Annotated in this window: 18 protein-coding genes; 8 read left to right on the top strand and 10 right to left on the bottom strand. The window is 65.8% G+C overall.

Annotated elements, in window-relative coordinates; genetic code table 11:
• Window positions 1–20 precede the first annotated feature (20 nt).
• The 3 genes from rpoB (at window position 21) to C7I84_RS27430 (ending at window position 9,101) form a co-directional block, all read left to right on the top strand.
• Window positions 21–4,157: a DNA-directed RNA polymerase subunit beta gene (rpoB, locus tag C7I84_RS27420; RefSeq protein WP_106775396.1), complete on the top strand. Its 4,137-nt coding sequence runs from the start codon at window positions 21–23 to the stop codon at window positions 4,155–4,157.
• Window positions 4,158–4,333: 176 nt separating this feature from the next.
• Window positions 4,334–8,530, top strand: a complete 4,197-nt coding sequence (gene rpoC, locus C7I84_RS27425) for a DNA-directed RNA polymerase subunit beta' (protein WP_106775397.1) — start codon at window positions 4,334–4,336, stop codon at window positions 8,528–8,530.
• A 244-nt stretch (window positions 8,531–8,774) separates the two neighbouring features.
• Window positions 8,775–9,101 (top strand): antibiotic biosynthesis monooxygenase family protein, encoded by a 327-nt coding sequence (locus C7I84_RS27430; protein ID WP_106775398.1) that lies wholly within the window; start codon window positions 8,775–8,777, stop codon window positions 9,099–9,101.
• Window positions 9,102–9,106: 5 nt separating this feature from the next.
• On the opposite strand, the gene C7I84_RS27435 is transcribed toward C7I84_RS27430, so the two are convergent.
• The 3 genes from C7I84_RS27435 to C7I84_RS27445 all read right to left on the bottom strand — a co-directional run bounded on the left by C7I84_RS27435 (window position 9,107) and on the right by C7I84_RS27445 (window position 11,892).
• Window positions 9,107–9,865, bottom strand: a complete 759-nt coding sequence (locus tag C7I84_RS27435; RefSeq protein ID WP_106775399.1) for an FAD-binding oxidoreductase — start codon at window positions 9,863–9,865, stop codon at window positions 9,107–9,109.
• Window positions 9,858–10,463 carry a sulfite oxidase-like oxidoreductase gene (locus C7I84_RS27440; RefSeq protein ID WP_106775400.1) on the bottom strand — a complete coding sequence of 202 codons (606 nt, stop codon included), beginning with the start codon at window positions 10,461–10,463 and terminating at the stop codon, window positions 9,858–9,860. The genes C7I84_RS27435 and C7I84_RS27440 overlap by 8 nt, the downstream gene beginning before the upstream one ends.
• 100 nt (window positions 10,464–10,563) lie before the next feature.
• On the bottom strand, window positions 10,564–11,892 hold the full coding sequence (locus tag C7I84_RS27445) for a DNA polymerase IV (protein WP_106775401.1): 1,329 nt from the start codon (window positions 11,890–11,892) through the stop codon (window positions 10,564–10,566).
• Window positions 11,893–11,958: 66 nt separating this feature from the next.
• Between C7I84_RS27445 and C7I84_RS27450 the strand changes: the two genes are divergently transcribed.
• Both C7I84_RS27450 and C7I84_RS27455 read left to right on the top strand, forming a co-directional pair.
• Entirely contained in the window at window positions 11,959–12,537 is a 579-nt protein-coding gene (locus C7I84_RS27450; RefSeq protein ID WP_106775402.1) for a GNAT family N-acetyltransferase, read from the top strand.
• A 235-nt stretch (window positions 12,538–12,772) separates the two neighbouring features.
• Complete coding sequence (locus C7I84_RS27455; protein ID WP_106775403.1) at window positions 12,773–15,142, top strand: tail fiber protein; 2,370 nt, start codon at window positions 12,773–12,775, stop codon at window positions 15,140–15,142.
• Between the two features lie 42 nt (window positions 15,143–15,184).
• Here the strand turns inward: C7I84_RS27455 and C7I84_RS27460 are convergent, their stop codons facing one another.
• The 5 genes from C7I84_RS27460 to C7I84_RS27480 form a co-directional block, all read right to left on the bottom strand.
• Complete coding sequence (locus tag C7I84_RS27460) at window positions 15,185–16,726, bottom strand: inorganic phosphate transporter (RefSeq protein WP_106775404.1); 1,542 nt, start codon at window positions 16,724–16,726, stop codon at window positions 15,185–15,187.
• Window positions 16,727–16,946: 220 nt separating this feature from the next.
• On the bottom strand, window positions 16,947–17,438 hold the full coding sequence (locus tag C7I84_RS27465; RefSeq protein WP_106775405.1) for an NUDIX hydrolase: 492 nt from the start codon (window positions 17,436–17,438) through the stop codon (window positions 16,947–16,949).
• A 131-nt stretch (window positions 17,439–17,569) separates the two neighbouring features.
• Window positions 17,570–18,067, bottom strand: coding sequence for a xanthine phosphoribosyltransferase (gpt, locus tag C7I84_RS27470; protein WP_106775406.1), 498 nt, complete (start codon window positions 18,065–18,067; stop codon window positions 17,570–17,572).
• 103 nt (window positions 18,068–18,170) lie between these two features.
• Window positions 18,171–19,007: a universal stress protein gene (locus tag C7I84_RS27475; RefSeq protein ID WP_106775407.1), complete on the bottom strand. Its 837-nt coding sequence runs from the start codon at window positions 19,005–19,007 to the stop codon at window positions 18,171–18,173.
• Between the two features lie 67 nt (window positions 19,008–19,074).
• Window positions 19,075–19,815, bottom strand: a complete 741-nt coding sequence (locus tag C7I84_RS27480) for a competence/damage-inducible protein A (protein ID WP_106775408.1) — start codon at window positions 19,813–19,815, stop codon at window positions 19,075–19,077.
• A gap of 175 nt (window positions 19,816–19,990) precedes the next feature.
• Between C7I84_RS27480 and wrbA the strand changes: the two genes are divergently transcribed.
• The 3 genes from wrbA (at window position 19,991) to C7I84_RS27495 (ending at window position 22,323) form a co-directional block, all read left to right on the top strand.
• Window positions 19,991–20,590 carry an NAD(P)H:quinone oxidoreductase type IV gene (gene wrbA / locus C7I84_RS27485; protein ID WP_106775412.1) on the top strand — a complete coding sequence of 200 codons (600 nt, stop codon included), beginning with the start codon at window positions 19,991–19,993 and terminating at the stop codon, window positions 20,588–20,590.
• A gap of 248 nt (window positions 20,591–20,838) precedes the next feature.
• Window positions 20,839–21,804, top strand: a complete 966-nt coding sequence (locus C7I84_RS27490; protein ID WP_106775409.1) for an alpha/beta fold hydrolase — start codon at window positions 20,839–20,841, stop codon at window positions 21,802–21,804.
• Between the two features lie 306 nt (window positions 21,805–22,110).
• Complete coding sequence (locus C7I84_RS27495; RefSeq protein WP_106775410.1) at window positions 22,111–22,323, top strand: hypothetical protein; 213 nt, start codon at window positions 22,111–22,113, stop codon at window positions 22,321–22,323.
• A gap of 163 nt (window positions 22,324–22,486) precedes the next feature.
• Here the strand turns inward: C7I84_RS27495 and C7I84_RS30225 are convergent, their stop codons facing one another.
• Together C7I84_RS30225 and C7I84_RS27500 are read right to left on the bottom strand one after the other, a co-directional pair.
• Window positions 22,487–22,639 (bottom strand): flagellar basal body-associated FliL family protein, encoded by a 153-nt coding sequence (locus tag C7I84_RS30225; RefSeq protein WP_165816246.1) that lies wholly within the window; start codon window positions 22,637–22,639, stop codon window positions 22,487–22,489.
• A 10-nt stretch (window positions 22,640–22,649) separates the two neighbouring features.
• Window positions 22,650–22,868 (bottom strand): hypothetical protein, encoded by a 219-nt coding sequence (locus tag C7I84_RS27500; RefSeq protein WP_106775411.1) that lies wholly within the window; start codon window positions 22,866–22,868, stop codon window positions 22,650–22,652.
• Window positions 22,869–23,032 lie beyond the last annotated feature (164 nt).

Below are 23,032 nucleotides of genomic sequence, written 5' to 3' on the forward strand. Positions count from 1 at the left end.
CAAGCGAGCAAGGAGCGACGATGGCCCAGACCGCGACATTCAATGGCCGCAGGCGCGTACGCAAGTTCTTCGGGAACATCCCCGAGGTTGCGGAGATGCCGAACCTGATCGAGGTGCAGAAGGCATCCTACGACCAGTTCCTCATGGTCGACGAGCCGAAGGGCGGGCGTGCCGACGAGGGCTTGCAGGCCGTTTTCAAGTCGGTCTTCCCGATCTCCGATTTTTCCGGCTCCTCGATGCTCGAATTCGTCAAGTACGAGTTCGAGGCGCCGAAGTTCGACGTCGACGAGTGCCGGCAGCGCGACCTCACCTATGCCGCGCCGCTGAAGGTGACGCTGCGCCTGATCGTGTTCGATATCGACGAGGACACCGGCGCCAAGTCGATCAAGGACATCAAGGAGCAGGATGTGTACATGGGCGACATGCCGCTCATGACGCTGAACGGCACCTTCATCATCAACGGCACCGAGCGCGTCATCGTCTCGCAGATGCACCGCTCGCCGGGCGTCTTCTTCGACCATGACAAGGGCAAGTCGCACTCGTCCGGCAAGCTGCTGTTCGCAGCGCGCGTCATCCCCTATCGCGGCTCCTGGCTCGACATCGAGTTCGACAGCAAGGATGTCGTGCACGCCCGCATCGACCGCCGCCGCAAGATCCCCGTCACCAGCCTGCTGATGGCGCTGGGCATGGACGGTGAGGAGATCCTGTCGACCTTCTACAACAAGATCATCTACAAGCGTGCCGGCGACCACTGGCGCATTCCCTACAATGTCGAGCGCTTCCGCGGCCTGAAGGCGGTCAACGACCTGGTCGACGCCGATACCGGCGAGGTTGTCGTCGAAGCCGGCAAGAAGATCACCGCGCGCCAGGCCCGCCAGCTCGCCGACAAGGGCCTGAAGGCCATCAAGGCGACCGACGAGGACGTTCTCGGCAGCTACCTGGCCGAGGACATCGTCAACTTCCAGACCGGCGAGATCTATCTCGAGGCCGGCGACGAGATCGACGAGAAGACGCTGAAGGTGCTGCTGTCGACCGGCGATGAGGAATTCTCCATCCTCGACATCGACCACATCAACATCGGTGGCTACATCCGCAACACGCTCGCCGTCGACAAGAACGAGAGCCGCCAGGACGCGCTGTTCGACATCTACCGCGTCATGCGCCCGGGCGAGCCGCCGACGCTGGAGACGGCCGAGGCGATGTTCAACTCGCTGTTCTTCGACGCCGACCGGTACGACCTGTCGGCCGTCGGCCGCGTCAAGATGAACATGCGCCTCGACCTCGACGCCGAGGACACCGTGCGCGTGCTGCGCAAGGAGGACATCATCGCGGTGGTGCGCACGCTGGTCGAGCTGCGCGACGGCAAGGGCGAGATCGACGACATCGACAACCTCGGCAACCGCCGCGTGCGTTCGGTCGGCGAGCTGATGGAGAACCAGTACCGCGTCGGTCTGCTCCGCATGGAGCGGGCGATCAAGGAGCGCATGTCCTCGATCGAGATCGATACGGTCATGCCGCAGGACCTGATCAACGCCAAGCCGGCGGCCGCCGCCGTGCGCGAGTTCTTCGGCTCCTCGCAGCTCTCGCAGTTCATGGACCAGACCAACCCGCTGTCGGAGATCACCCATAAGCGCCGCCTGTCGGCGCTCGGGCCGGGCGGCCTGACCCGCGAGCGCGCCGGCTTCGAGGTGCGCGACGTGCACCCGACGCATTACGGCCGCATCTGCCCGATCGAGACGCCGGAAGGCCCGAACATCGGCCTGATCAACAGCCTGGCGACGTTCGCCCGCGTCAACAAGTACGGCTTCATCGAGAGCCCGTACCGCAAGATCGTCGACGGCACGCTGACCAACGACGTCGTCTATCTGTCGGCGATGGAGGAAGCAAAGCACTTCGTCGCGCAGGCCAACGCCGAACTCGACAAGCAGGGTCGCTTCGTCGACGAGTTCGTCATCTGCCGGCATGCCGGCGAGGTGATGATGGCGCCGCGCGAGAACGTCGACCTGATGGACGTGTCGCCCAAGCAGATGGTGTCGGTCGCCGCCGCGCTCATCCCGTTCCTCGAGAACGACGACGCCAACCGCGCGCTGATGGGCTCGAACATGCAGCGCCAGGCCGTGCCGCTGGTGCGCGCCGAGGCGCCGTTCGTCGGCACCGGCATGGAGCCTATCGTCGCCCGTGACTCGGGCGCGGCGATCGCCGCGCGCCGCACCGGCATCGTCGACCAGGTGGACGCCACCCGTATCGTCATCCGCGCGACCGAGGACCTGGTTCCCGGAAAGTCGGGCGTCGACATCTACCGGCTGATGAAGTTCCAGCGCTCGAACCAGAACACCTGCATCAACCAGCGTCCGCTGGTCAGGATGGGCGACCGGATCGAGAAGGGTGACATCATCGCCGACGGCCCGTCCACCGATCTCGGTGATCTGGCGCTCGGCCGCAACGTGCTCGTCGCCTTCATGCCGTGGAACGGCTACAACTACGAGGACTCCATCCTGCTGTCGGAGCGCATCGTCGCCGACGACGTCTTCACCTCGATCCACATCGAGGAGTTCGAGGTCATGGCGCGCGACACCAAGCTCGGGCCGGAGGAGATCACGCGCGACATCCCGAACGTGTCGGAAGAGGCGCTGAAGAACCTCGACGAGGCGGGCATCGTCTACATCGGCGCGGAAGTGCAGCCGGGCGACATCCTGGTCGGCAAGATCACGCCGAAGGGCGAGAGCCCGATGACGCCGGAAGAGAAGCTGCTGCGCGCCATCTTCGGCGAGAAGGCGTCCGACGTGCGCGACACCTCCATGCGCATGCCGCCCGGGACCTATGGAACGGTTGTCGAGGTTCGCGTGTTCAACCGGCACGGCGTCGAAAAGGACGAGCGTGCGATGGCGATCGAGCGCGAGGAGATCGAGCGGCTCGCCAAGGACCGCGACGACGAGCAGGCGATCCTCGACCGCAACGTCTATGCGCGGTTGAGCGACATGCTGGCCGGCAAGGATGCCATCCAGGGGCCTAAGGGCTTCAAGAAGGGCACGGTTCTGTCGAAGGAGTTGCTCGGCGAGTATCCGCGCTCGCAATGGTGGCAGTTCGCCGTCGAAAGCGAGGACATCCAGCGCGAGCTGGAGGCCCTGCGCGGCCAGTATGACGAGTCCAAGAAGGCGCTCGAACAGCGCTTCATGGACAAGGTCGAGAAGGTGCAGCGCGGCGACGAGATGCCTCCCGGCGTCATGAAGATGGTCAAGGTCTTCGTCGCCGTGAAGCGCAAGATGCAGCCCGGCGACAAGATGGCCGGCCGCCACGGCAACAAGGGCGTGGTCAGCCGCATCGTGCCGGTCGAGGACATGCCGTTCCTGGAGGACGGCACCCACGCCGACATCGTGCTCAACCCGCTCGGCGTGCCGAGCCGGATGAATGTCGGTCAGATCCTCGAGACGCATCTCGGCTGGGCTTGCGCTGGCATGGGCCGGAAGATCGGCGAGCTGCTCGACGCCTACAAGGCGGGCGGCAAGATCGACTCGCTGCGCGAGACGATCGCCGAGATCATTCCGGACAACGACCGCAACGAGCCGGTGCGTCGCTTCGACGACGAGTCGATCGTGCGTCTCGGCGAGCAGATGCGGCGCGGTGTCTCGATCGCGACCCCGGTGTTCGACGGAGCGCACGAGGCGCACATCGACGAGATGCTCGAGCAGGCCGGACTGCACACCAGCGGCCAGTCGACTCTCTATGACGGGCGCACCGGCGAGGCGTTCGATCGCAAGGTGACGATGGGCTACATCTACATGCTCAAGCTGCACCATCTGGTCGACGACAAGATCCACGCCCGTTCGATCGGCCCGTACTCGCTCGTCACCCAGCAGCCGCTGGGCGGCAAGGCGCAGTTCGGCGGCCAGCGCTTCGGCGAGATGGAGGTGTGGGCTCTCGAGGCCTACGGCGCCGCCTACACGCTGCAGGAGATGCTGACGGTGAAGTCGGACGACGTGGCCGGCCGCACCAAGGTCTACGAGGCGATCGTGCGCGGCGACGACGCGTTCGAGGCGGGCATTCCGGAGAGCTTCAACGTGCTCGTCAAGGAGATGCGCTCGCTCGGCCTCAACGTCGAGCTGGAGAACAGCGTGGTCGAGGATACGGCGCCGCGGGTGCGCGACGCGGCCGAGTAACGGCAGGATTCCGCCGCGGGGCCAGGCTCCGCGGCGGGCCGTCAAGTCGAGGCCGGGAGACCGGCCGCAAAAGATCCTCCGATAGCGTGCGCGGCGGCGGGCGCCGGACGGATCGGAAGAGGGCGATATCGCCCCGAGAATTTCAACGGGACCCCGGTCCCGAGAAGGAGAACGGCATGAACCAAGAGGTCATGAATCTCTTCAACAACAACGTCCCGGCCCAGGTGTTCGATTCCATCCGGATTTCGCTCGCCAGCCCGGACAAGATCCTGTCCTGGTCGTTCGGCGAGATCAAGAAGCCGGAGACGATCAACTACCGCACGTTCAAGCCCGAGCGCGACGGCCTGTTCTGCGCGCGCATCTTCGGTCCGATCAAGGACTACGAGTGCCTGTGCGGCAAGTACAAGCGCATGAAGTACAAGGGCGTCATCTGCGAGAAGTGCGGCGTCGAGGTGACGCTTTCCCGCGTTCGCCGCGAGCGCATGGGCCATATCGAGCTGGCGGCTCCCGTCGCCCACATCTGGTTCCTGAAGTCGCTGCCGAGCCGCATCGGCACGCTGCTCGACATGACCCTGAAGGACATCGAGCGCGTCCTCTATTTCGAGAACTACATCGTCACCGAGCCGGGCCTCACCGCGCTGAAGGAGCATCAGCTCCTGTCGGAAGAGGAGTACATGATCGCCGTCGACGAATATGGCGAGGACAGCTTCACCGCCATGATCGGCGCCGAGGCGATCCATGCGCTGCTTGCCGAGATGAAGCTCGACACCATCGCCGGCGAGCTGCGCTCGGATCTCGCCTCGACGACGTCGGAGTTGAAGCAGAAGAAGCTTCTCAAGCGTCTCAAGGTTGTCGAGAACTTCATGGAGTCCGGCAACCGTCCGGAATGGATGATCATGAAGGTCATCCCGGTCATCCCGCCGGACCTGCGTCCGCTGGTTCCGCTCGACGGCGGCCGCTTCGCCACGTCGGACTTGAACGACCTCTACCGCCGCGTCATCAACCGCAACAACCGTCTGAAGCGGCTGATCGAGCTGCGCGCGCCGGGCATCATCATCCGCAACGAGAAGCGCATGCTGCAGGAGGCCGTCGACGCATTGTTCGACAACGGCCGCCGCGGCCGCGTCATCACCGGCGCCAACAAGCGCCCGCTGAAGTCGCTGTCGGACATGCTGAAGGGCAAGCAGGGCCGCTTCCGCCAGAACCTGCTCGGCAAGCGCGTCGACTATTCCGGCCGCTCGGTTATCGTGACCGGTCCGGAGCTGAAGCTGCACCAGTGCGGCCTGCCCAAGAAGATGGCGCTTGAGCTGTTCAAGCCGTTCATCTACGCCCGCCTCGACGCCAAGGGCTATTCGTCCACCGTCAAGCAGGCGAAGAAGCTGGTCGAGAAGGAGAAGCCGGAGGTCTGGGACATCCTCGACGAGGTGATCCGTGAGCATCCGGTGCTCTTGAACCGCGCGCCGACGCTGCACCGCCTCGGCATCCAGGCATTCGAGCCCATCCTGATCGAAGGCAAGGCGATCCAGCTGCACCCGCTGGTCTGCACGGCCTTCAATGCCGACTTCGACGGCGACCAGATGGCGGTCCACGTGCCGCTGTCACTCGAAGCGCAGCTCGAAGCCCGCGTGCTGATGATGTCGACCAACAACATCCTGCACCCGGCTTCCGGCGCGCCGATCATCGTGCCGTCGCAGGACATGGTTCTCGGTCTCTATTATCTCTCGATCGTCAACGAGAACGAGCCGGGGCAGGGCATGGTATTCGCCGACATGGGCGAATTGCAGCATGCGCTCGAGACCAGGGCGGTGACACTGCACGCCAAGATCAAGGGCCGTTTCAGGACGGTCGACAAGGACGGCAACGTGGTGTCGAAGATCTACGACACGACGCCCGGCCGCATGATCATCGGCGAGCTGCTGCCCAAGAACGCCAATGTGCCGTTCGAGACCGCCAACCAGGAGATGACCAAGAAGAACATCTCCAAGATGATCGACACCGTCTACCGCCATTGCGGTCAGAAGGAGACGGTCATCTTCTGCGACCGCATCATGCAGCTCGGCTTCTCGCATGCCTGCCGCGCCGGCATCTCGTTCGGCAAGGACGACATGGTGATCCCGGACACCAAGGCGAAGCTGGTCGCCGACACCGAGGCGCAGGCCAAGGAGTACGAGCAGCAGTACAATGACGGCCTGATCACCCAGGGCGAGAAGTACAACAAGGTGGTCGACGCCTGGGCCAAGTGCTCGGAAAAGGTCGCCGACGAGATGATGGGCCGCATCAAGGCGGTCGAGTTCGACAAGACCGGCCGCCAGAAGCCGATGAACTCGATCTACATGATGAGCCATTCGGGCGCCCGCGGCTCGCCGACGCAGATGCGTCAGCTCGCCGGCATGCGCGGCCTGATGGCCAAGCCGTCCGGCGAGATCATCGAGACGCCGATCATCTCGAATTTCAAGGAAGGCCTCACCGTGCTCGAGTACTTCAACTCGACCCACGGCGCCCGCAAGGGTCTAGCCGACACCGCTCTGAAGACGGCGAACTCGGGCTATCTCACCCGCCGCCTGGTCGACGTGGCGCAGGACTGCATCGTCAACGCCATAGACTGCGGCACCGACAAGGGCCTGACCATGCAGCCGATCGTCGATGCCGGCCAGGTCGTCGCGACGCTTGGCCAACGCATCCTCGGCCGCACCGCGCTCGATGACATCAACCATCCGGTTTCCGGCGATCTGATCGTCAAGGCTGGCACGCTGATGGACGAGCGCGACATCGAGCTGGTCGAGAAGGCCGGCATCCAGTCGGTACGCATCCGCTCGGCACTGACCTGCGAGGTCAAGGTCGGCGTCTGCGCAGTCTGCTACGGTCGCGATCTGGCCCGCGGCACGCCCGTCAACCAGGGCGAGGCCGTCGGCGTCATCGCGGCGCAGTCGATCGGCGAGCCGGGCACGCAGCTCACCATGCGTACCTTCCACATGGGCGGCACCGCCCAGGTGGTTGACTCGTCCTTCATCGAGGCCTCCTACGAGGGCACGGTGACGGTCCGCAACCGCAACGTGGTGCGCAACTCCGACGGCCAGTTGATGGCGATGGGCCGCAACATGGCGGTGCTGATCCTCGACGAGGGCGGCAAGGAGCGGGCGACCCACCGCATCACCTACGGCTCGCGTCTGTTCGTGGACGAGGGCGACAAGGTGAAGCGCGGCCAGCGTGTCGCCGAATGGGATCCTTATACCCGTCCGGTGCTGACCGAAATCGAGGGCAGGGTGCAGTACGAGGATCTGGTCGACGGCATCTCCGTGCAGGAGACGGCCGACGAATCGACCGGCATCACCAAGCGCGAGGTCATCGACTGGCGTTCGACGCCGCGCGGTTCGGATTTGAAGCCGGCGATCAGCATCCTCGACCCTAAGGGCAAGGTCGGCAAGCTGTCGAAGGGCGGCGACGCCCGCTTCCTGCTCTCGGTCGAGGCCATCCTCTCGGTCGAGCCGGGTTCGATGGTTCGTCCTGGTGACGTGCTGGCGCGTATCCCGATGGAAAGCGCCAAGACCAAGGACATCACCGGCGGTCTGCCGCGTGTGGCCGAGCTGTTCGAGGCGCGTCGTCCGAAGGACCATGCTATCATCGCCGAGATCGACGGCACGATCCGCTTCGGACGCGACTACAAGAACAAGCGCCGGATCATCATCGAGCCGCATGATTCGACGCTGGAGCCGGTCGAATACCTGATCCCGAAGGGTAAGCCGTTCCATCTGCAGGACGGCGACGCCATCGAGAAGGGCGACTACGTCATGGACGGCAACCCCGCGCCGCACGACATCCTGGCGATCAAGGGCGTGGAGGCGCTGGCCTCCTACCTCGTCAACGAGATCCAGGAGGTCTATCGTCTGCAGGGCGTGTCGATCAACGACAAGCACATCGAGGTGATCGTCCGCCAGATGCTGCAGAAGGTCGAGATCACGGTGCAGGGCGATTCGACCTACATCCCCGGTGACCACGTCGACGCGATCGAGCTCGAGGAGGTCAACGACCGCCTGGTCGAGGAAGGCAAGAAGCCCGCGGAAGGCCAGCCGGTGCTGCTCGGCATCACCAAGGCCTCGCTGCAGACGCCGTCCTTCATCTCGGCGGCCTCCTTCCAGGAGACCACTCGCGTGCTGACCGAGGCGGCGGTTGCCGGCAAGGTCGACACGCTGCAGGGCCTGAAGGAGAACGTCATTGTAGGCCGGCTGATCCCGGCCGGCACCGGCGGCCAGATGAGCGCCATCCGGCGCATCGCCACCTCGCGCGACGAGCTCATCCTCGACGAGCGCCGCAAGGCGACCGGCGCGGAGACGGCGACGCCGATGCTCACCGAGATGGTCGACGCCGCGCAGTAAGGCGGTCGACAGAGCGATAGAAAGGGCCGCCGGGCGAAAGTCCGGCGGCCCTTTTTCGTTTTGGGCCTCCCGGGGCGGATGCTGCGCCGCTGCCGAACGGCGTCAGATCGGAGCCCCCTGCTCGTGGGGCGCGAGCACTGTCGGAGCCCTCCAACAAACCTGTCAGGAGCATTGGTGGACATCGGTTGAAGCCCCGCTGGGTTGCCTTATCTCAGACGCGGTGCAGCGATGGAGGCATCACGCGATGGATGGAAAGCCGACGATTGCCCGCATCTGGCGTGGGCGCACACGCCGCGACATCGCCGACGCCTATCAGGACTATCTCCACGAAGCCGGCATCAAGCCGCTGATGGAGAAGGCGCTGGGAGTCCAGAACTTTCGCGAGGATCGCGCGACGGAGAGCGAGTTCGTGACGATCTCCTACTGGGAAAGCGTCGAGGCGATGGCACGCTTCACCGGCGGCGATCCGCGAAAAATCCACCATCTGCCGCGTGACGCTGAGTTCCTGGTCGAGCTGCCGGAAAGCGTGCAGGTGCTGACGATCCTCACCAGCCACGGTCGGACGAGGTAGGGACGCTACTGCCCGTAACGCTCGGTCCGGATGCGCTGTGGGTCGATGCCTGCCGCGATCAGGGCGTCGGACGCGGCCGAGACGAAGCGGTTGGCGCCGCAGACGAAGGCGAGCCGCGGGCCTTCGGAAAGCGCGGCCAGAACCGCCGCAACCATCGGCGGGTCGATGCGCCGAGAAAAGTCCTGGCTACGCCGCGCCGGCTCTCGCGTCAGCGCGAAGGCCAGTGAAAGGCCGACCTTCCCATCCAGATCGAGCAGTTCGTCGCGAAAAATGATTTCGTCCCAGGCTCGCGCCGAATAGAGCATCGCTACCGGCACATGCGCCGCCCGCTCGGCGCGGTGGCGCAGCATGCTCATCAGCGGCACGACGCCTGAGCCGCCGCCGATGAGCAGCAGCGGGCCGCCGTCGGCAGCATTCCACACGAAATGACCCCCGAGCGGGCCCTTGATCTCGATCTCGTCGCCGACGGCCGCGACATCGTGAAAGAACGAGGAGACCTCGCCGTCCTCCAGCCGCTCGACGGCAAGCTCGACTTCGGGCCCGGCCTCCGGCGCGCCGGCGATCGAATAGCTGCGCTGCGCGGTGTAGCCGTCCGGGGCGGTGAGCCGGACGTCGGCATGCTGCCCGGCCCGCCAGACAAAAGGCGTCCTCGGCAACAGGAAGAAGCTGGTGACGCGAGGCGTTTGCCGAACGATCCGCTTGATGGTGGAGGGCTGCCAGCGCGCCGCCCGGACCGTGCCAGGCTCCGCTCCGCCATCAGTCATCGGTATAGCGCTGTTCGCGCCAGGGATCGCCGTAGAGGTGATAGCCGCGCAACTCCCAGAAGCCGGCCGTATCCTGATCTATGAACTGCAGGCCGTCGATCCACTTCGCCGACTTCCAGAAGTAGAGATGCGGCACCAGCAGCCGCGCGGGGCCGCCGTGGTCGGGCGAAATCGGCTCGCCTTCGAAACGTATCGCCACCATCGCCTTGCCGCCGACCAGATCGGCGGTCGGCACATTGGTGGTGTAGCCGTCGAAGCAATGCGCCAGCGTATAAGGTTTCGGCGCCTCGATGCCGGCCTCGGCAAGGATGTCGTCGACCAGCACGCCCTCCCAGCTGGTGTCGAATTTCGACCAGGCGGTGACGCAATGGATGTCGCGGGTCATGCGGCTGATCGGCAGGCGATTGAACGCCTCCCAGTCCCATTCGGCCACCGGCTTCGGTCCGACTTTGAGCGTGAAACTCCAGTCTTCGAGGCGCACCTGCGGCGTCGGGCCGGCCGACAGCACCGGAAAATCCTCGGTAAGGTATTGCCCGGGCGGCAGGCGCTCCGCCTGTTCGCGCGGCGGCCGCCGTCCTCCGAAGCCGCGTGTCACCATCTCTGCCGCTCCTGTCGCTGCTGTCGGACGATCCTATCCGTGCCGCCTCGGGGCGGCAACAAGACCGGAGCCGTCGAGGCACCTGCCCATGCCCTGTCGCTCAATCCTCCAGATGCTCCGGCGGGTGCGCGTTGCGGCCCTTGCCGAAGGTGTAGCCGGTCTCTACCGCCGTGCGGCCGAACTTGTCGCGCAGCCGGTCGATGGCGCCCTCCGCCATGGCGCGCTTGCGTGCCTGCTCATCGACCAGATCGGGCGGATCGGCGCGGCCGTCGTCGGAAAGATCGCTGACGCCGATGCCGAGCAGGCGGTAGCGCGTCCCGTCGGCTTCCCTGGCCAGCAACTGCAGGCCGACCTGGAAGATGCGGTCGGCGAGCTGCGTCGGGTCGGCGAGTTGGCGGTTGCGCGTGCGGATCTTGAAATCCTGCGATTTCAGCTTGAGCACGACGGTGCGGCCGGCGATGTCGGCCTTTTTCAGTCGGGCCGACACTTTTTCGGACAGCGCCCGCAGCACCGGCACCAGATCGGCCATCGCGGCGAGGTCGGCGTCGAAAGTGGTTTCGGCCGAGACGCTCTTGGCCTCGCCGTCGGGGTGGACCCGGCGGTCGTCCTGGCCGCGCGACAGGCGAAAGAGCCGGTCGCCCATGACGCCGTAGCGGCGCATGAGGTCGCCGCGCTCCATCGCCTGCAACTGGCCGATCATGCGGATGCCGTCCCGTTCCAGCGCCGCGGCGAAGGCTTTGCCGACGCCCCAGATCAGCGTCACCGGCTGGCCCGCCAGGAAGGGCACTGCCTCCTCTTCGCCGATCACGGCGAAGCCGCGCGGCTTCCTCAGGTCCGAGGCGATCTTGGCCAAGAATTTGCAGTAGGACAGGCCGACCGAGACAGTGATGCCGATCTCCTTCTCCACGCGGCGCGAGAAATCGGCGAGCACCAGCGCCGGCGGCCGGCCGTGCAGCCGCTCGGTACCGCCGAGATCGAGGAACGCCTCGTCGATCGACAGTGGCTCGACCAGCGGCGTCAGCGCCTGCATCATGGCGCGCACCTCGCGGCCGACGCGTACATATTTCTCCATGTCGGGCGAAATCACGACCGCCTGCGGGCAGGCCTCAAGTGCCTTGAACATGGGCATGGCCGAGCGCACGCCGTTGATGCGGGCGATGTAGCAGGCGGTGGAGACGACGCCGCGCTTTCCCCCGCCGATGATCACCGGCTTGTCGCGCAGCTCCGGCCTGTCGCGCTTTTCCACCGCCGCGTAGAAGGCGTCGCAATCGATATGCGCGAGCGGCAGCCGGTAGAGCTCGGCATGGCGGGCGAGTCGCGGGCTGCCGCAACCGGCACAGCGCATTGTTCGCCCGGACTGGGGCGTCAGGCAATCGCGGCAGAAGCCATGCTCCGGGTCGTTGACAGGCATCGCCACCAATGCGAACATAAAGAGAACAGGCGGGATGATAGATCAGCGCGACGGCGCCCGCAAGGCGCGCGGTAAGGAGGAGTCGTGTCCGAAGTCATCAAACCGCTGACGCCCGAGCTGTGGCCGGCCTTTGAGGATCTCTTCGGCAAGCAGGGCGCATGCTACGGCTGCTGGTGCACGCATTTCCGCCTCCGGCCGGCGGTGCGCCGCGAGAACGACCGGCAGCGCAACAAGGACCACATCCGCGCCCGCATCGAGGCCGGGCCGCCACCGGGCCTGCTTGCCTTCAACGGCGATGCCGCAGTCGGCTGGATGCAGATCGGCCCCCGCGCCGACGTTCCGGAGTGGAACAATGCCGGCCGCGTCTCGGCGCCGTTGGCGACGGAAGACGCCTACGACAACGGCGTGTGGGCGATCTCCTGCTTCTTCACCCGCAATTCGGCGCGGGGCAGGGGCCTGTCGCACCGGCTGGTGGCGGCCGGCATCGGTTTCGCGCGGGAGAACGGCGCGCGTCTGCTGGAAGCCTGCCCGATCAACCATTCCCGCGATTCGCGCTCGGTCGGCCTGTTCGTCGGCTCGACGCGCGTGTTCGAGAAGGCGGGTTTCGCCCGCGCCGCCGAGCGCAAGGCAGGCCGGCCGCTGATGCGGTTGGACCTCGGCTGACGTTTCGCCGCTCAAGCTCGACCGTCCGGCGATCTTGTCCGTGCATACGGTGCGGTCGAAGGCAGCGCGCGGCAACCGCCGGCTGAAATACGGCAGATGCCGTATTTTTCCGGCGGTCGCCGGCTTCTATCCTTTCGGCATCTCTTAAAGGCCCCTCGGAACGGACGGCTGGGCGGCAGCGTCCGCCGTGCAACGTCGGCCCGGCCGGCGATGACGTTAGGAAAGGCGGGAAGGCATGCCGATCAACAATGTCCAGGAAACCCTGGTCACCCGCAATTTCATGGGCCTCTACGGCGTGTTTCCCGACGACGGCGCCGAAGGCCTGATGACGCTCGGCGTGATCCGCTCCTTTGCCGGCGACTTCCAACCGTTCGGTACGCCTGCACTGTCGGGCGACGCGCTTTATTCGACACAGCAGTACAGCGCCCTCCACTCCCTCCTCGGAGGCACCTATGGAGGCAGCGGGATGGCTTTCGCCTTGCCCGATCTCGGCATGCACGTGGCGGTCGGCGCGGGAAGCGGGCCCGGTCTGACAAATTGGGTCAACGGGAATCAGTCTGGCGGGGAGAACACTTGGCTGTCCCGCTGGCACCTTCCCGACTCGTCCGGCGGCTTCGGCCTGCAGGTCGACAATCACCAGCCATTCCTTGCCGTGACCTACCTTATCCGTGTCGACGGCACGCACAACATGCTCGGCGAGGTGGTCCGCTATGCGGGCGACAATGTTCCGGGCGGCTATGTCAAGGCCGACGGGCAGGTGCTGCCGATCGCCGGCAACGAGGCGCTGTTCGCGGTGCTCGGCAACCACTACGGCGGCGACGGCACGACCAATTTCGCCCTGCCGGATCTGCGCGGCCGCAGCGTCGTCGGCGCCTCGGATACGCTGACGGCAGGAACCCGGGTCGGCTCCGAATACCAACGGCTTTCGACTGACAACATGCCCGTGGAGATGGGCGGTACTGGCCAGCCTCTCGACAATCGCGCGCCAGGACTCGTGCTCAACTACATCATCAACGTCTCCAACGACTATTTTCCGGGCCGGGACGACTCCGGCTACGCACCGGAGGACGGCTATTTCATCGGCGAGATCGTCGCCTTCGCCGGGACGCAGGTGCCGGACGGCTGGATGCTCTGCAACGGCGCTACCCTGTTGATCCAGGCGTTCACGGTGTTGTATGCCGTCATAGGTGCCGCTTACGGCGGCAACGGGGTGACCCAGTTTCAATTGCCCGACCTGCGCGGCCGCGTGATGGCCGGGACGGATTCCTCGCATCCCGCCGGCACCGTCGTCGGCTCCAACACGACCGAGATCCCGATCTCCGAGATTCCGCAGATCGTCACGATCGGTACGCCCGGCGACGATACCTATTACGGCGGCAACCACGCCGACCGCCTCTCCGGGGGTGACGGCAACGACACGCTGACCGGCAATGGCGGCAACGACGTGCTCGACGGCGGCGCCGGCGCCGATACGCTGAAAGGCGGTCTCGGCGACGACGTCTATCGTGTCGACAATGCCGGCGACGTGATCATCGAGAAGCCGGGCGAGGGCAACGACCGCGTCGAGGCGTCGGTCAGCTACAAGCTGGCGGCCGGCGTGTCGGTCGAGATCCTTCAAACCACCGATGCGACCGGCACAAACCCGATCAGGCTGACCGGCAACGAATTTTCGCAGACCATCATCGGCAATGCCGGCAACAACTGGCTGCACAGCGGCGGCTACGCCAATCCGGACACGCTGCTCGGCGGCGCCGGCGACGACGTCTACTCCGTCTACAACGCCAACGACGTCGTCGTGGAGAAGCCCGGCGAGGGCTACGACCATATGGCGGCGGGGGTTAGCTACAAGCTCGGTGTCGGCGTCGAGGTCGAGAAGCTGACCACCACCGATGCCAACGGCACCAAGGCGATCGACCTGACCGGCAATACCTTCGCCCAGACGATCATCGGCAATAACGGCAAGAACATCCTGCATGACGGCGGCGTCGACCCGGTGACCAAGCAAAGCGGCGCCGACACGCTGATCGGCCGCGACGGCAACGACACCTATATCCTTTACAACAGCAACACCGTCATTATCGAGCTGGCGGGGCAGGGGACCGACCGCGTTGCCGCCGGCGTCGATTACACGCTCGCCGAAGGCGTGCATGTCGAGCTGCTCAACACCACGTCGCTTCGCGCCACCTATGCGGTCAACTTGACCGGCAACGAGTTCGTGCAGAAGATCCGCGGCAACGAAGGCATCAACCGGCTCGACGGCGGCGGCGGCTCGGACACGCTGATCGGCGAGGGCGGCGCCGACACCTTCGTGTTCTCGACGGCGCTCGGGCCGGACAATGTCGATACCCTCGTCGACTTCACTCCGGGCGAGGACAGGATCGAGCTGGCCGGTACGATCTTCCGAGGGCTGTCGGCGGGCGTTCTCGATGCCTCGGCCTTCCATGTCGGCAACCAGGCGACGAGCGCCGATCATCGCATCCTCTACGATCCGACGACCGGTGCGCTGAGCTACGATTCTGACGGCGACGGCTCGAGTGCGGCGATCCATTTCGCCACCGTCACCGTGGGCATATCGCTGAGCAACACCGACCTCTTCGTCGTCTGAGAAGGGCTGAAGCGTTCGCGCCGTGCCAGCCGCCGGCCTGCGTCAGGCCAGAGTGGCGAGACAGGCGAAGATCGCCGCCGCGAGGGAGGCCGATACCGGCACCGTCACCACCCAGGCGGCGACGATGGTGCGCACATGGGCTCGCCGCACCAGCCGGCGGCGGGTGATCTCGGTCTGCGCGGCCCGTTTTCCGGTCTTTGCCTTGCCGGGCGTTTCCTCCGGCTGCGCGCCGGAGAGGTCGGGCAGGCCAGCTGCGCGCTCGGCCGCCCTGCGCTGCAGATAGCGGCGGCGCTGCACCGAATTGGCCAGATACCATTCGCGAAAGAAGCCGACGCCGAACACGGCGCCGACGGCGATGTGCGTCGAACTGACCGGCAGGCCGAACCATGACGCGACAATGACGGTGAGAGCCGCCGAGAGCGCGATGCAGAAGGCGCGCATCGGATTGAGTTTTGTGATCTCCTGGCCGACCATGCGCACGAGGCGCGGACCGAACAGCAGCAGGCCGAAGGAGATGCCGAGGGCGCCGATCGTCATGACCCAGATCGGCGTCGTCCCGGCCGCTCCGCCGTCGTCGCCGACCGCCCGGACGATCGCCGCGAGCGGCCCGACGGCATTGGCGACGTCGTTGGCGCCGTGGGCGAAGGAGAGCAGGGCGGCCGAGATGATCAGCGGCACCGTGAACAGCCGCTTCAGCGACTGCCGGCGGTTTTCCATGCCTTCCGACAGCCGGCGCACGTAGAAATGCGCAGCCACCCAAGCGAGCACGAAGGCGCCGAGGCCGATAAGCGCCGTCGTGCCGCCGGAAAGGTTCGCGACGTTTCCGATCAGCGTGAGGTAGATGGCGAAGGCGCCGGCCATCACGGCGATCAGCAGCGGCACCCAGAGGCGCGCCGCGGTGATCTTGTCCTCTCGATAGATGATCGCCGTCTTGATGAAGGCGAGGAAGGCGGCGGCGATGACGCCGCCAAGAATCGGTGACGTTATCCAGCTCGCGGTAATGGCGGCGATCGCGCTCCAGTCGACCGAGGCGAAGCCGGCCGCGGCGACGCCCGCTCCCACCACCGCGCCGACGATTGAATGGGTGGTCGAGACCGGCGCGCCGATCCAGGTCGCCACGTTTATCCAGAGTGCGGCTGACAGCAGCGCCGCCAGCATCAGAAGGGCGAGGGTCGGTCCGTCGACGCTCGCCGGCGGGACGATGCGGCTGGAGATGGTTTCGACGACCTCGCCGCCGGCGACCAGGGCGCCGGCCACCTCGAACACGGCGGCCATGGCCAATGCGCCGCCCATGGTGAGCACTTTGGCGCCGACCGCCGGGCCGACATTGTTGGCGACGTCGTTGGCGCCGATGTTGAGCGCCATGTAGGCGGCGAGCGCCGCCGCCGCGATGATGGCGAGGGTGCGCATCTCGCCGCCGGTGACCATCGACGTGGCGAAGGCCGCCAGCGCCATGAAAAGCAGCGCCAGCCCCGGTGCGACCAGGCGCCTGGAAACGAAGCTGGTGGCCTCGCCCAGCTCGCCGAGCCTGGCCAAGTCCTTGTCCAGCGTCGTCTTGCGCTCGGCCGCGCGGCTGTCCGTCATCGTGTCGTTCCCCGCCGTCGGCCATCAGCCGCATCGGCGGCGCAGTTCTTCAGTTACAGCAGGAGAATAGGAATGGAGCCATCCATCCTGCTCCGTTTTTTGTTTCGCCGCACGATCCATCCGGAAAGCCCGCAACTTTTTTGCGACCAGGCTCCGGGCCGGCAAGTCCGTCGGGCAACGGCTTCGTGATCGCGAGGTTCCGAAGGCGTGCAGGCCGTCGTCAGGCGGCCGTCGCCCTCGGATTCCTGCAGAAGCGGGCGATCAGGTCGGCAAGGTCGGGCTCGCGCACGCTGCTGGCTGCGGCGTCCGGCGAGAACCATTGGCGCCGTCGCGACTTGCGCTCGGGCCAGCTGTCCTTCACCCGGTCGATCTCCATGGGAAAGACATGCACCTCGCAGCGCTTCGCCTGTCCGGAGGGCATGGCCTTGGCGTAGTAGTAGCGGCCGAGCTCGGCGGGGGCGACCGCGCCCTCGATCCCGGCCTCCTCGCCGGCCTCGCGTGCCGCCGCGTCCCAGAGCTTCTCGTTGCCTTCCGGCCAGCCCTTCGGCAGCACCCAGCGCCCGGTGTCGCGGCTGGTGATCAGCATGACCTCGACGCCGTCGGGCCCTTTGCGCCATGGCAGCGCGGCGACCTGGACACGGCAAGGCGCGCCGCCGAGGAGCCGCCGTATCCTGTCTGCGAAGTAGCTTCGCGCGCTATGGCCTATGAACATCTCCAAGAGTGCCGCCTGCCCGGGAATCGTTTGCCGTCTCAACAATAGTAGAGTTAATCATCCGTAATAAAAGTAAAAATTGCGCAAAGACATGACGCAAATGTGGTATTGGCCTCGTTCCGCGTCAAGGTTCAGCCGACGTGATCGTCGGCGATCGGCTTCTGATAGGTAAAGCCCATGTCCCAGGGAAAGTAGATCCAGGTGTCCTGCGACACCTCTGTGACGAAGGTGTCGACCAGCGGACGCCCTTTGGGCTTGGCATAGACCGTGGCGAAATGCGCCTTGGGCATCATTGCGCGCACGATCCCGGCGGTCTTGCCGGTATCGGTAAGATCGTCGACGATCAGCACGCCTTCGCCGTCCTTCTCGAGCAGGGAAGGCGTCACGTCCTTGAGAACGGCGAGTTCACCTTGCGAGGTGTAGTCGTGATAGGAGGCAACCGACACCGTCTCGATGACGCGGATGCCGAGCTCGCGCGAGATGATGGCCGCCGGTACCAGTCCGCCACGGGTGATGCAGACGATCGCCCGCCACTGCGTGCCGGCCCCCGCCAGCCGCCATGCGAGCGCCCGGGCATCGCGATGGAACTGATCCCACGAGACGGGAAAGGCCTTTTCTGGAAGGGACATGGCAAGCGCACTCCGCCGGACGCGCCGCGCGCGTCGAAGATTGGAATGCAGCCTGCATTAGCGGCGAATGCAGCCGTTTGGCAAGCGCCGCCATGTCTGGGCGCTACCGCGACATCAGGCAGGCGACCGGCATCGACTGCAGCACGGTGCGGGTGATACCGCCGAACAGCAGCTGCCGCAGCCAGGAATGGCTGTAGGCGCCGAGCACCAGAAGGTCGGCGCCGGTCGCGGCAGCGCGGTCGCGGATCACCTCCTCGATGTGGCGGCCGCGCGACTGGTCGGTCGCCACAGTCACCTCGGCGCCGTGGCGCGACAGCGCCGCGGCGAGGGCCGAGGCGCTCGCCGCCAGGTCGTCGCCCTCGGCTGGCGGGTCCACGACGAAAATCTCGGTCGCCTCCGCCTCCTCGATCAGCGGCAGCGCGTCGAAGGCGGCGCGCGCCGCCTCGCGGCTGCCGTTCCAGGCGATCAGCACGCGCGAGAAGCTCGTGGTCAACGCCCCGGAATGCGGCACGATGAGCACCGGCCGCCCGGCCTCGTAGAGCACGCTCTCGATTCCGGTCGTGTCGTCGGAAGCCCAGTCCGGATTGTGCTGGGCTGCGATCACCAGGTCGGCCGCCCGCGCGATCGCCGCGCAGGCATAGCCGCTGTCGCCGGAGAAGCTGCGCGCGCCGTGCCAGTCGTGGCTTTGGCCGTCGGCCTTCATGCGGCTGGTGAACAGGCCTTCCACCTGCCTGGTCCGCTCTTCCGCGGCCTGCGTGGCGGTCTCGATCACGGCGACGTCGGGAAAGCCGACCGCCGCGCTGTAGGCGACCGGAATGGGTTCCGCGTGGATGCCGACGATATGCGCGCCCCATGCTTGCGCGAGCGGGACGGCGCAATCGAGCACGCGCTGGGCGTCCTCCTTGCCCTGGAGGATGACGGCGATGGTCTTGTAGATCATGGCGCGCTCCTTTGTTCCTTTGCGTCGAAACGCGATGCGGACGGAGCGGGTTCCGATTTGCCCCGCCTCACGCAGCGGGCGTCAGGCTCTGCACCATGGCCTCCACCGCGGCGCGGGCAGCCTCCAGCGCCTCCGCCGAACGGGAGCGTACAACGAGTTCGGTCCAGAAGGAACCGTCGCGATATTTCGGATAGGAGCCGATGATCGTGTTCGGATGCGCTTTCTGGATCCCGCCGAGCGGGCCGCCGATGACGCCCTCGCCGAACGGGCAGTGGACGGTCGCCGACAGGAGTTTCTGGCCGGTCTTCAGCGTCGGCAGGACATTGTCGAGCATGGCCTGGAAGATCGCCGGGACGCCGGCCATCACATGCACGTTGCCGATGCGGAAACCCGGCGCGACCGAGATCGGATTGTCGATATGGACGGCGCCGCGCGGCATGCGCGCCATGCGCCTGCGCGCCTCGGTGAATTCCATCTCTCGCCTGGCATAATGCGCGCCGAGCAGCGCCAGCGCCGCTGCGTCATGCTCGCAGGGCACGCCGAACGCCTTCGCCACCGAATCCGCCGTGATATCGTCATGCGTCGGCCCGATGCCGCCGGTAGTGAACAGGTAGGTATAGTGCCCGCGCAGCGCATTCACCGCGTCGGCGATGTCGCCCTCGTCGTCGGCGACGATGCGCACTTCCTTAAGATCGATGCCGATCGCCGTCATGATGTCGGCGAGATGGCCGATGTTGCGGTCCTTGGTGCGGCCGGAAAGAATCTCGTCGCCGATGACGAGCATCGCTGCGCTGACGGTGTCGGTCATGGGCGCCCCGTTGGTTTGGCACCCGGAAATACAGCGGGGAGGGCGCGGCGGCAATGGTTCGCGATCGGTGAACGGTCCGTCGGCGGATGGGGTGCTTTCAATGAACGCCGGATGGCTCCATCTTGGCCACGGTGCAACGTCGCAGTCGAAACCGAACGCGTTGAAGGAGAAGATCATGGCCAAGGTGCTGGTGCTTTATTATTCGAGCTGGGGTCACATGGAGCAGATGGCGAAATCCGCCGCCGAGGGCGCGCGCGAGGCCGGCGCCGCCGTGACGATCAAGCGGGTTCCCGAGCTGGTCCCGGACGAGGTCGCCAAGGCCGCCTACTACAAGCTCGATCAGGACGCACCGATCGCCGATCCGCTGGAACTCGCGGACTATGATGCCATCATTCTCGGCGCATCGACGCGCTACGGCTCGATGGCCGCGCAGCTCAAGAATTTCCTCGACCAGACCGGTCCGCTATGGGCGAAGGGTGCGCTGATCAACAAGGTCGGCTCGGTGATGGTCTCGACCGCGACGCAGCACGGCGGCGCCGAACTCGCGCTGATCAATGCCCAGGTTTTCATGCAGCACCAGGGCATGATCATCGTGCCGCTGTCCTATGCCTATCAGGGTCAGTCGGGCAACGACGTGGTGCGCGGCGGCGCGCCCTACGGCATGACCACCACCTCCGACACCGATGGTTCGCGCCAGCCTTCCGCACAGGAGCTGGAAGGGGCGAAATTCCAGGGCAAGCGCGTCGCCGAAATCGCGGCCAGGCTGCACGGGTGAGCGTCGTCGCCGGCGGCTTGCTCGTTTGCCGAAACCAGTCTTCGGCGCCGGGGCTGGCGGCGAGGCCGAGCGCCGCCTTCGTCCCCCTCGTTGCGGGGGAGACAGCGATTTTCGACATCCTGACCGAGCGCCGATCCCGCGAGGCGAGGAGAAAAGCGCGGTTAAGTGCTGGAAATCGCAGGAGAGGGGCTTTGCCGAGCGCAAATCCGCAATAGTGTCGCCTCGGTGCATGCGCGCGAGGCGACACGATGACCGACCTCCTGGGCTGGCTTGCCGGTGCCTTGTTGCTGACGGCATTCCTGGCCGTCGGCTATTTTGTGCTGGCGACGCGCCGGCTGGCTGCGGAGGCCGAGCGCCGCATTCCGCCGAGCGGCGGCTTCGTCCAGGTCGGCCGCAACCGCATCCACTATGTCGAGGCGGGGCAGGGGCGGCCGATCCTGTTCTTGCACGGGCTCGGCGGCCAGCTCCACCATTTTCGCCACACGCTGTTCGACCGGCTGTCCGGCGACTTCCGCGTCGTGGCGCTGGACCGTCCGGGCTCTGGCTATTCCGTGCGCGCGTCCGGCGCCGACGGCCGGCTCAGCCAGCAGGCTGAAGCGGTGGCGGGCTTCATCGATGCTCTGGCGCTCGATCAGCCGCTGGTCGTCGGCCATTCGCTCGGCGGCGCGGTCGCGCTGGCGCTCGCCCTCGACCATCCCGAAAAGGTCGGCGGGCTGGCGCTGCTGTCACCGCTCACCCATCAGGCCGACAGCGTGCCGGCCGAATTCGCGGCGCTTTCGATCCGTTCGCCGCTGCGACGCAGGCTGCTCGCCCACACAGTCGCGATTCCGATGGCGCTGAAGCGCGCGCCGCAGACGCTCGCCTTCGTGTTCGGGCCGCAGGCGACGCCGAAGGACTACATCGTCGCCGGCGGCGGGCTTCTCGGGCTGCGGCCGGCGCATTTCGAGGCGACGGTGGCCGATTTCGTCGCGCTGGAGCGCGAACTCGGCCGCTACGAGGCGCGGCTCGGCGAGATCGGGCGGCCGGTCGGCGTGCTGTTCGGCACCGCCGACAAGGTCATCCGCCACGAGGAGCACGCGCTGCCGCTCGCCGGGCGGATCAAGGACTTCGAGCTGGAGTTGCTCGACGGCATAGGCCACATGCCGCAGTTCGTCGCGCCCGACCGCGTCGAAGCCTTCATCCGCCGCATCGCCAAACGGGCTTTCGCCCGATAGGGCGAGCGCCCATGCCAAGCTCGACGGTCCGGACAGGGTTGCGTTTGCCGGCGGGTGCTATACCACTGGTGCGCCAGCGGGCGTGGCGGAACCGGTAGACGCAAGGGACTTAAAATCCGGGTTCTGCCATCCCGATGTGTCCCGCGCAGTCACCCAATGTCGTAGGTTTCCTGGATTCCAAGGCACAGTAGGGGGTGTTTTGTACTCCCTAATCCCGATCGATAGTTAGGCGTCCGGTGCCAATTGCGGTGCCAATCGTTTCCTGCGAAAATAGTTCGTGCGATAATTTTGGAGGGGAGCCGAAAAATGCGCTTTGCCCTCTTCACGCGAACTCTGCCGGCCAACGTCAGGGTGTATATCAATCCGGCACACGTTGTCGCCGTCGACACCTTCGCGAACTACACCAGAATCCACACGCTCGCAGCCGCCCAGGACAGTATTGGCCCTATGCACACGATTGGAGTTGTCGAGGGCATCGACCAAGTCATCTCTGCGCTCCAGCACGCAGCAACCGGCTAGTCGCCTTGGCGTCGCCACTTTGTCCGCTGTTTTGTCGCGGCGCACCGACGCTCAACGGGAAATTACTTGACTGCCGTCGGTCTGCCCGTTTTCGATGCGGCGAAAGGCCCGGCCACGTCTCCGCAACCGGGCACGGGCTGATTCTTCTATTCGAATGAAGCCATCATTGAGCGGGCGCGGGCTGGGCCGGCTGTTCCGTGGTCGCTGGCGGCGCGGCGGTTTCCATAGGTGCCTCGGCGCCAGGCATCATCATGAAGTAGCCGATGATAAGAATGATCACGACAGCGGCCGCGATAATCCAGTTTCGCTGATTCATTTGATGTCCCTCACTGCGCCCCCGCTCGTGAGGATGACATGCCGAGACATAAAGAAAAAGCCCCGCCTACTCGTTCCAGAAATTTGCGCCAGCCATTGAACTGTCGGGTTGGGTGTATCCACTTGTTCAGTTCGGTATCCCAGCCGAAGCGCCTAGCGATCAGACCGGCAATTATTGCGAACGCGAAGAGTGCCGTCATGTAGCCGAGGACTGCAAATATCTGCTGCATCGTCATCTCCTTCGATGCTTGAAGGATTGTGGCACGAATCTGTCAAACGGCTTGCAAAACTGACCCCGGATCGGCGTCCAATTTTGACCCCCTTTTGGTGCACGACGTTGAGCGCCCGACCGGGTAGAGCTGGTCGGGGTTGCGCAGCCCGGTCGGGCGCGTTG

The sequence above is a fragment of the Kumtagia ephedrae genome, assembly GCF_003012745.1.
Lineage (GTDB): Bacteria > Pseudomonadota > Alphaproteobacteria > Rhizobiales > Rhizobiaceae > Kumtagia > Kumtagia ephedrae.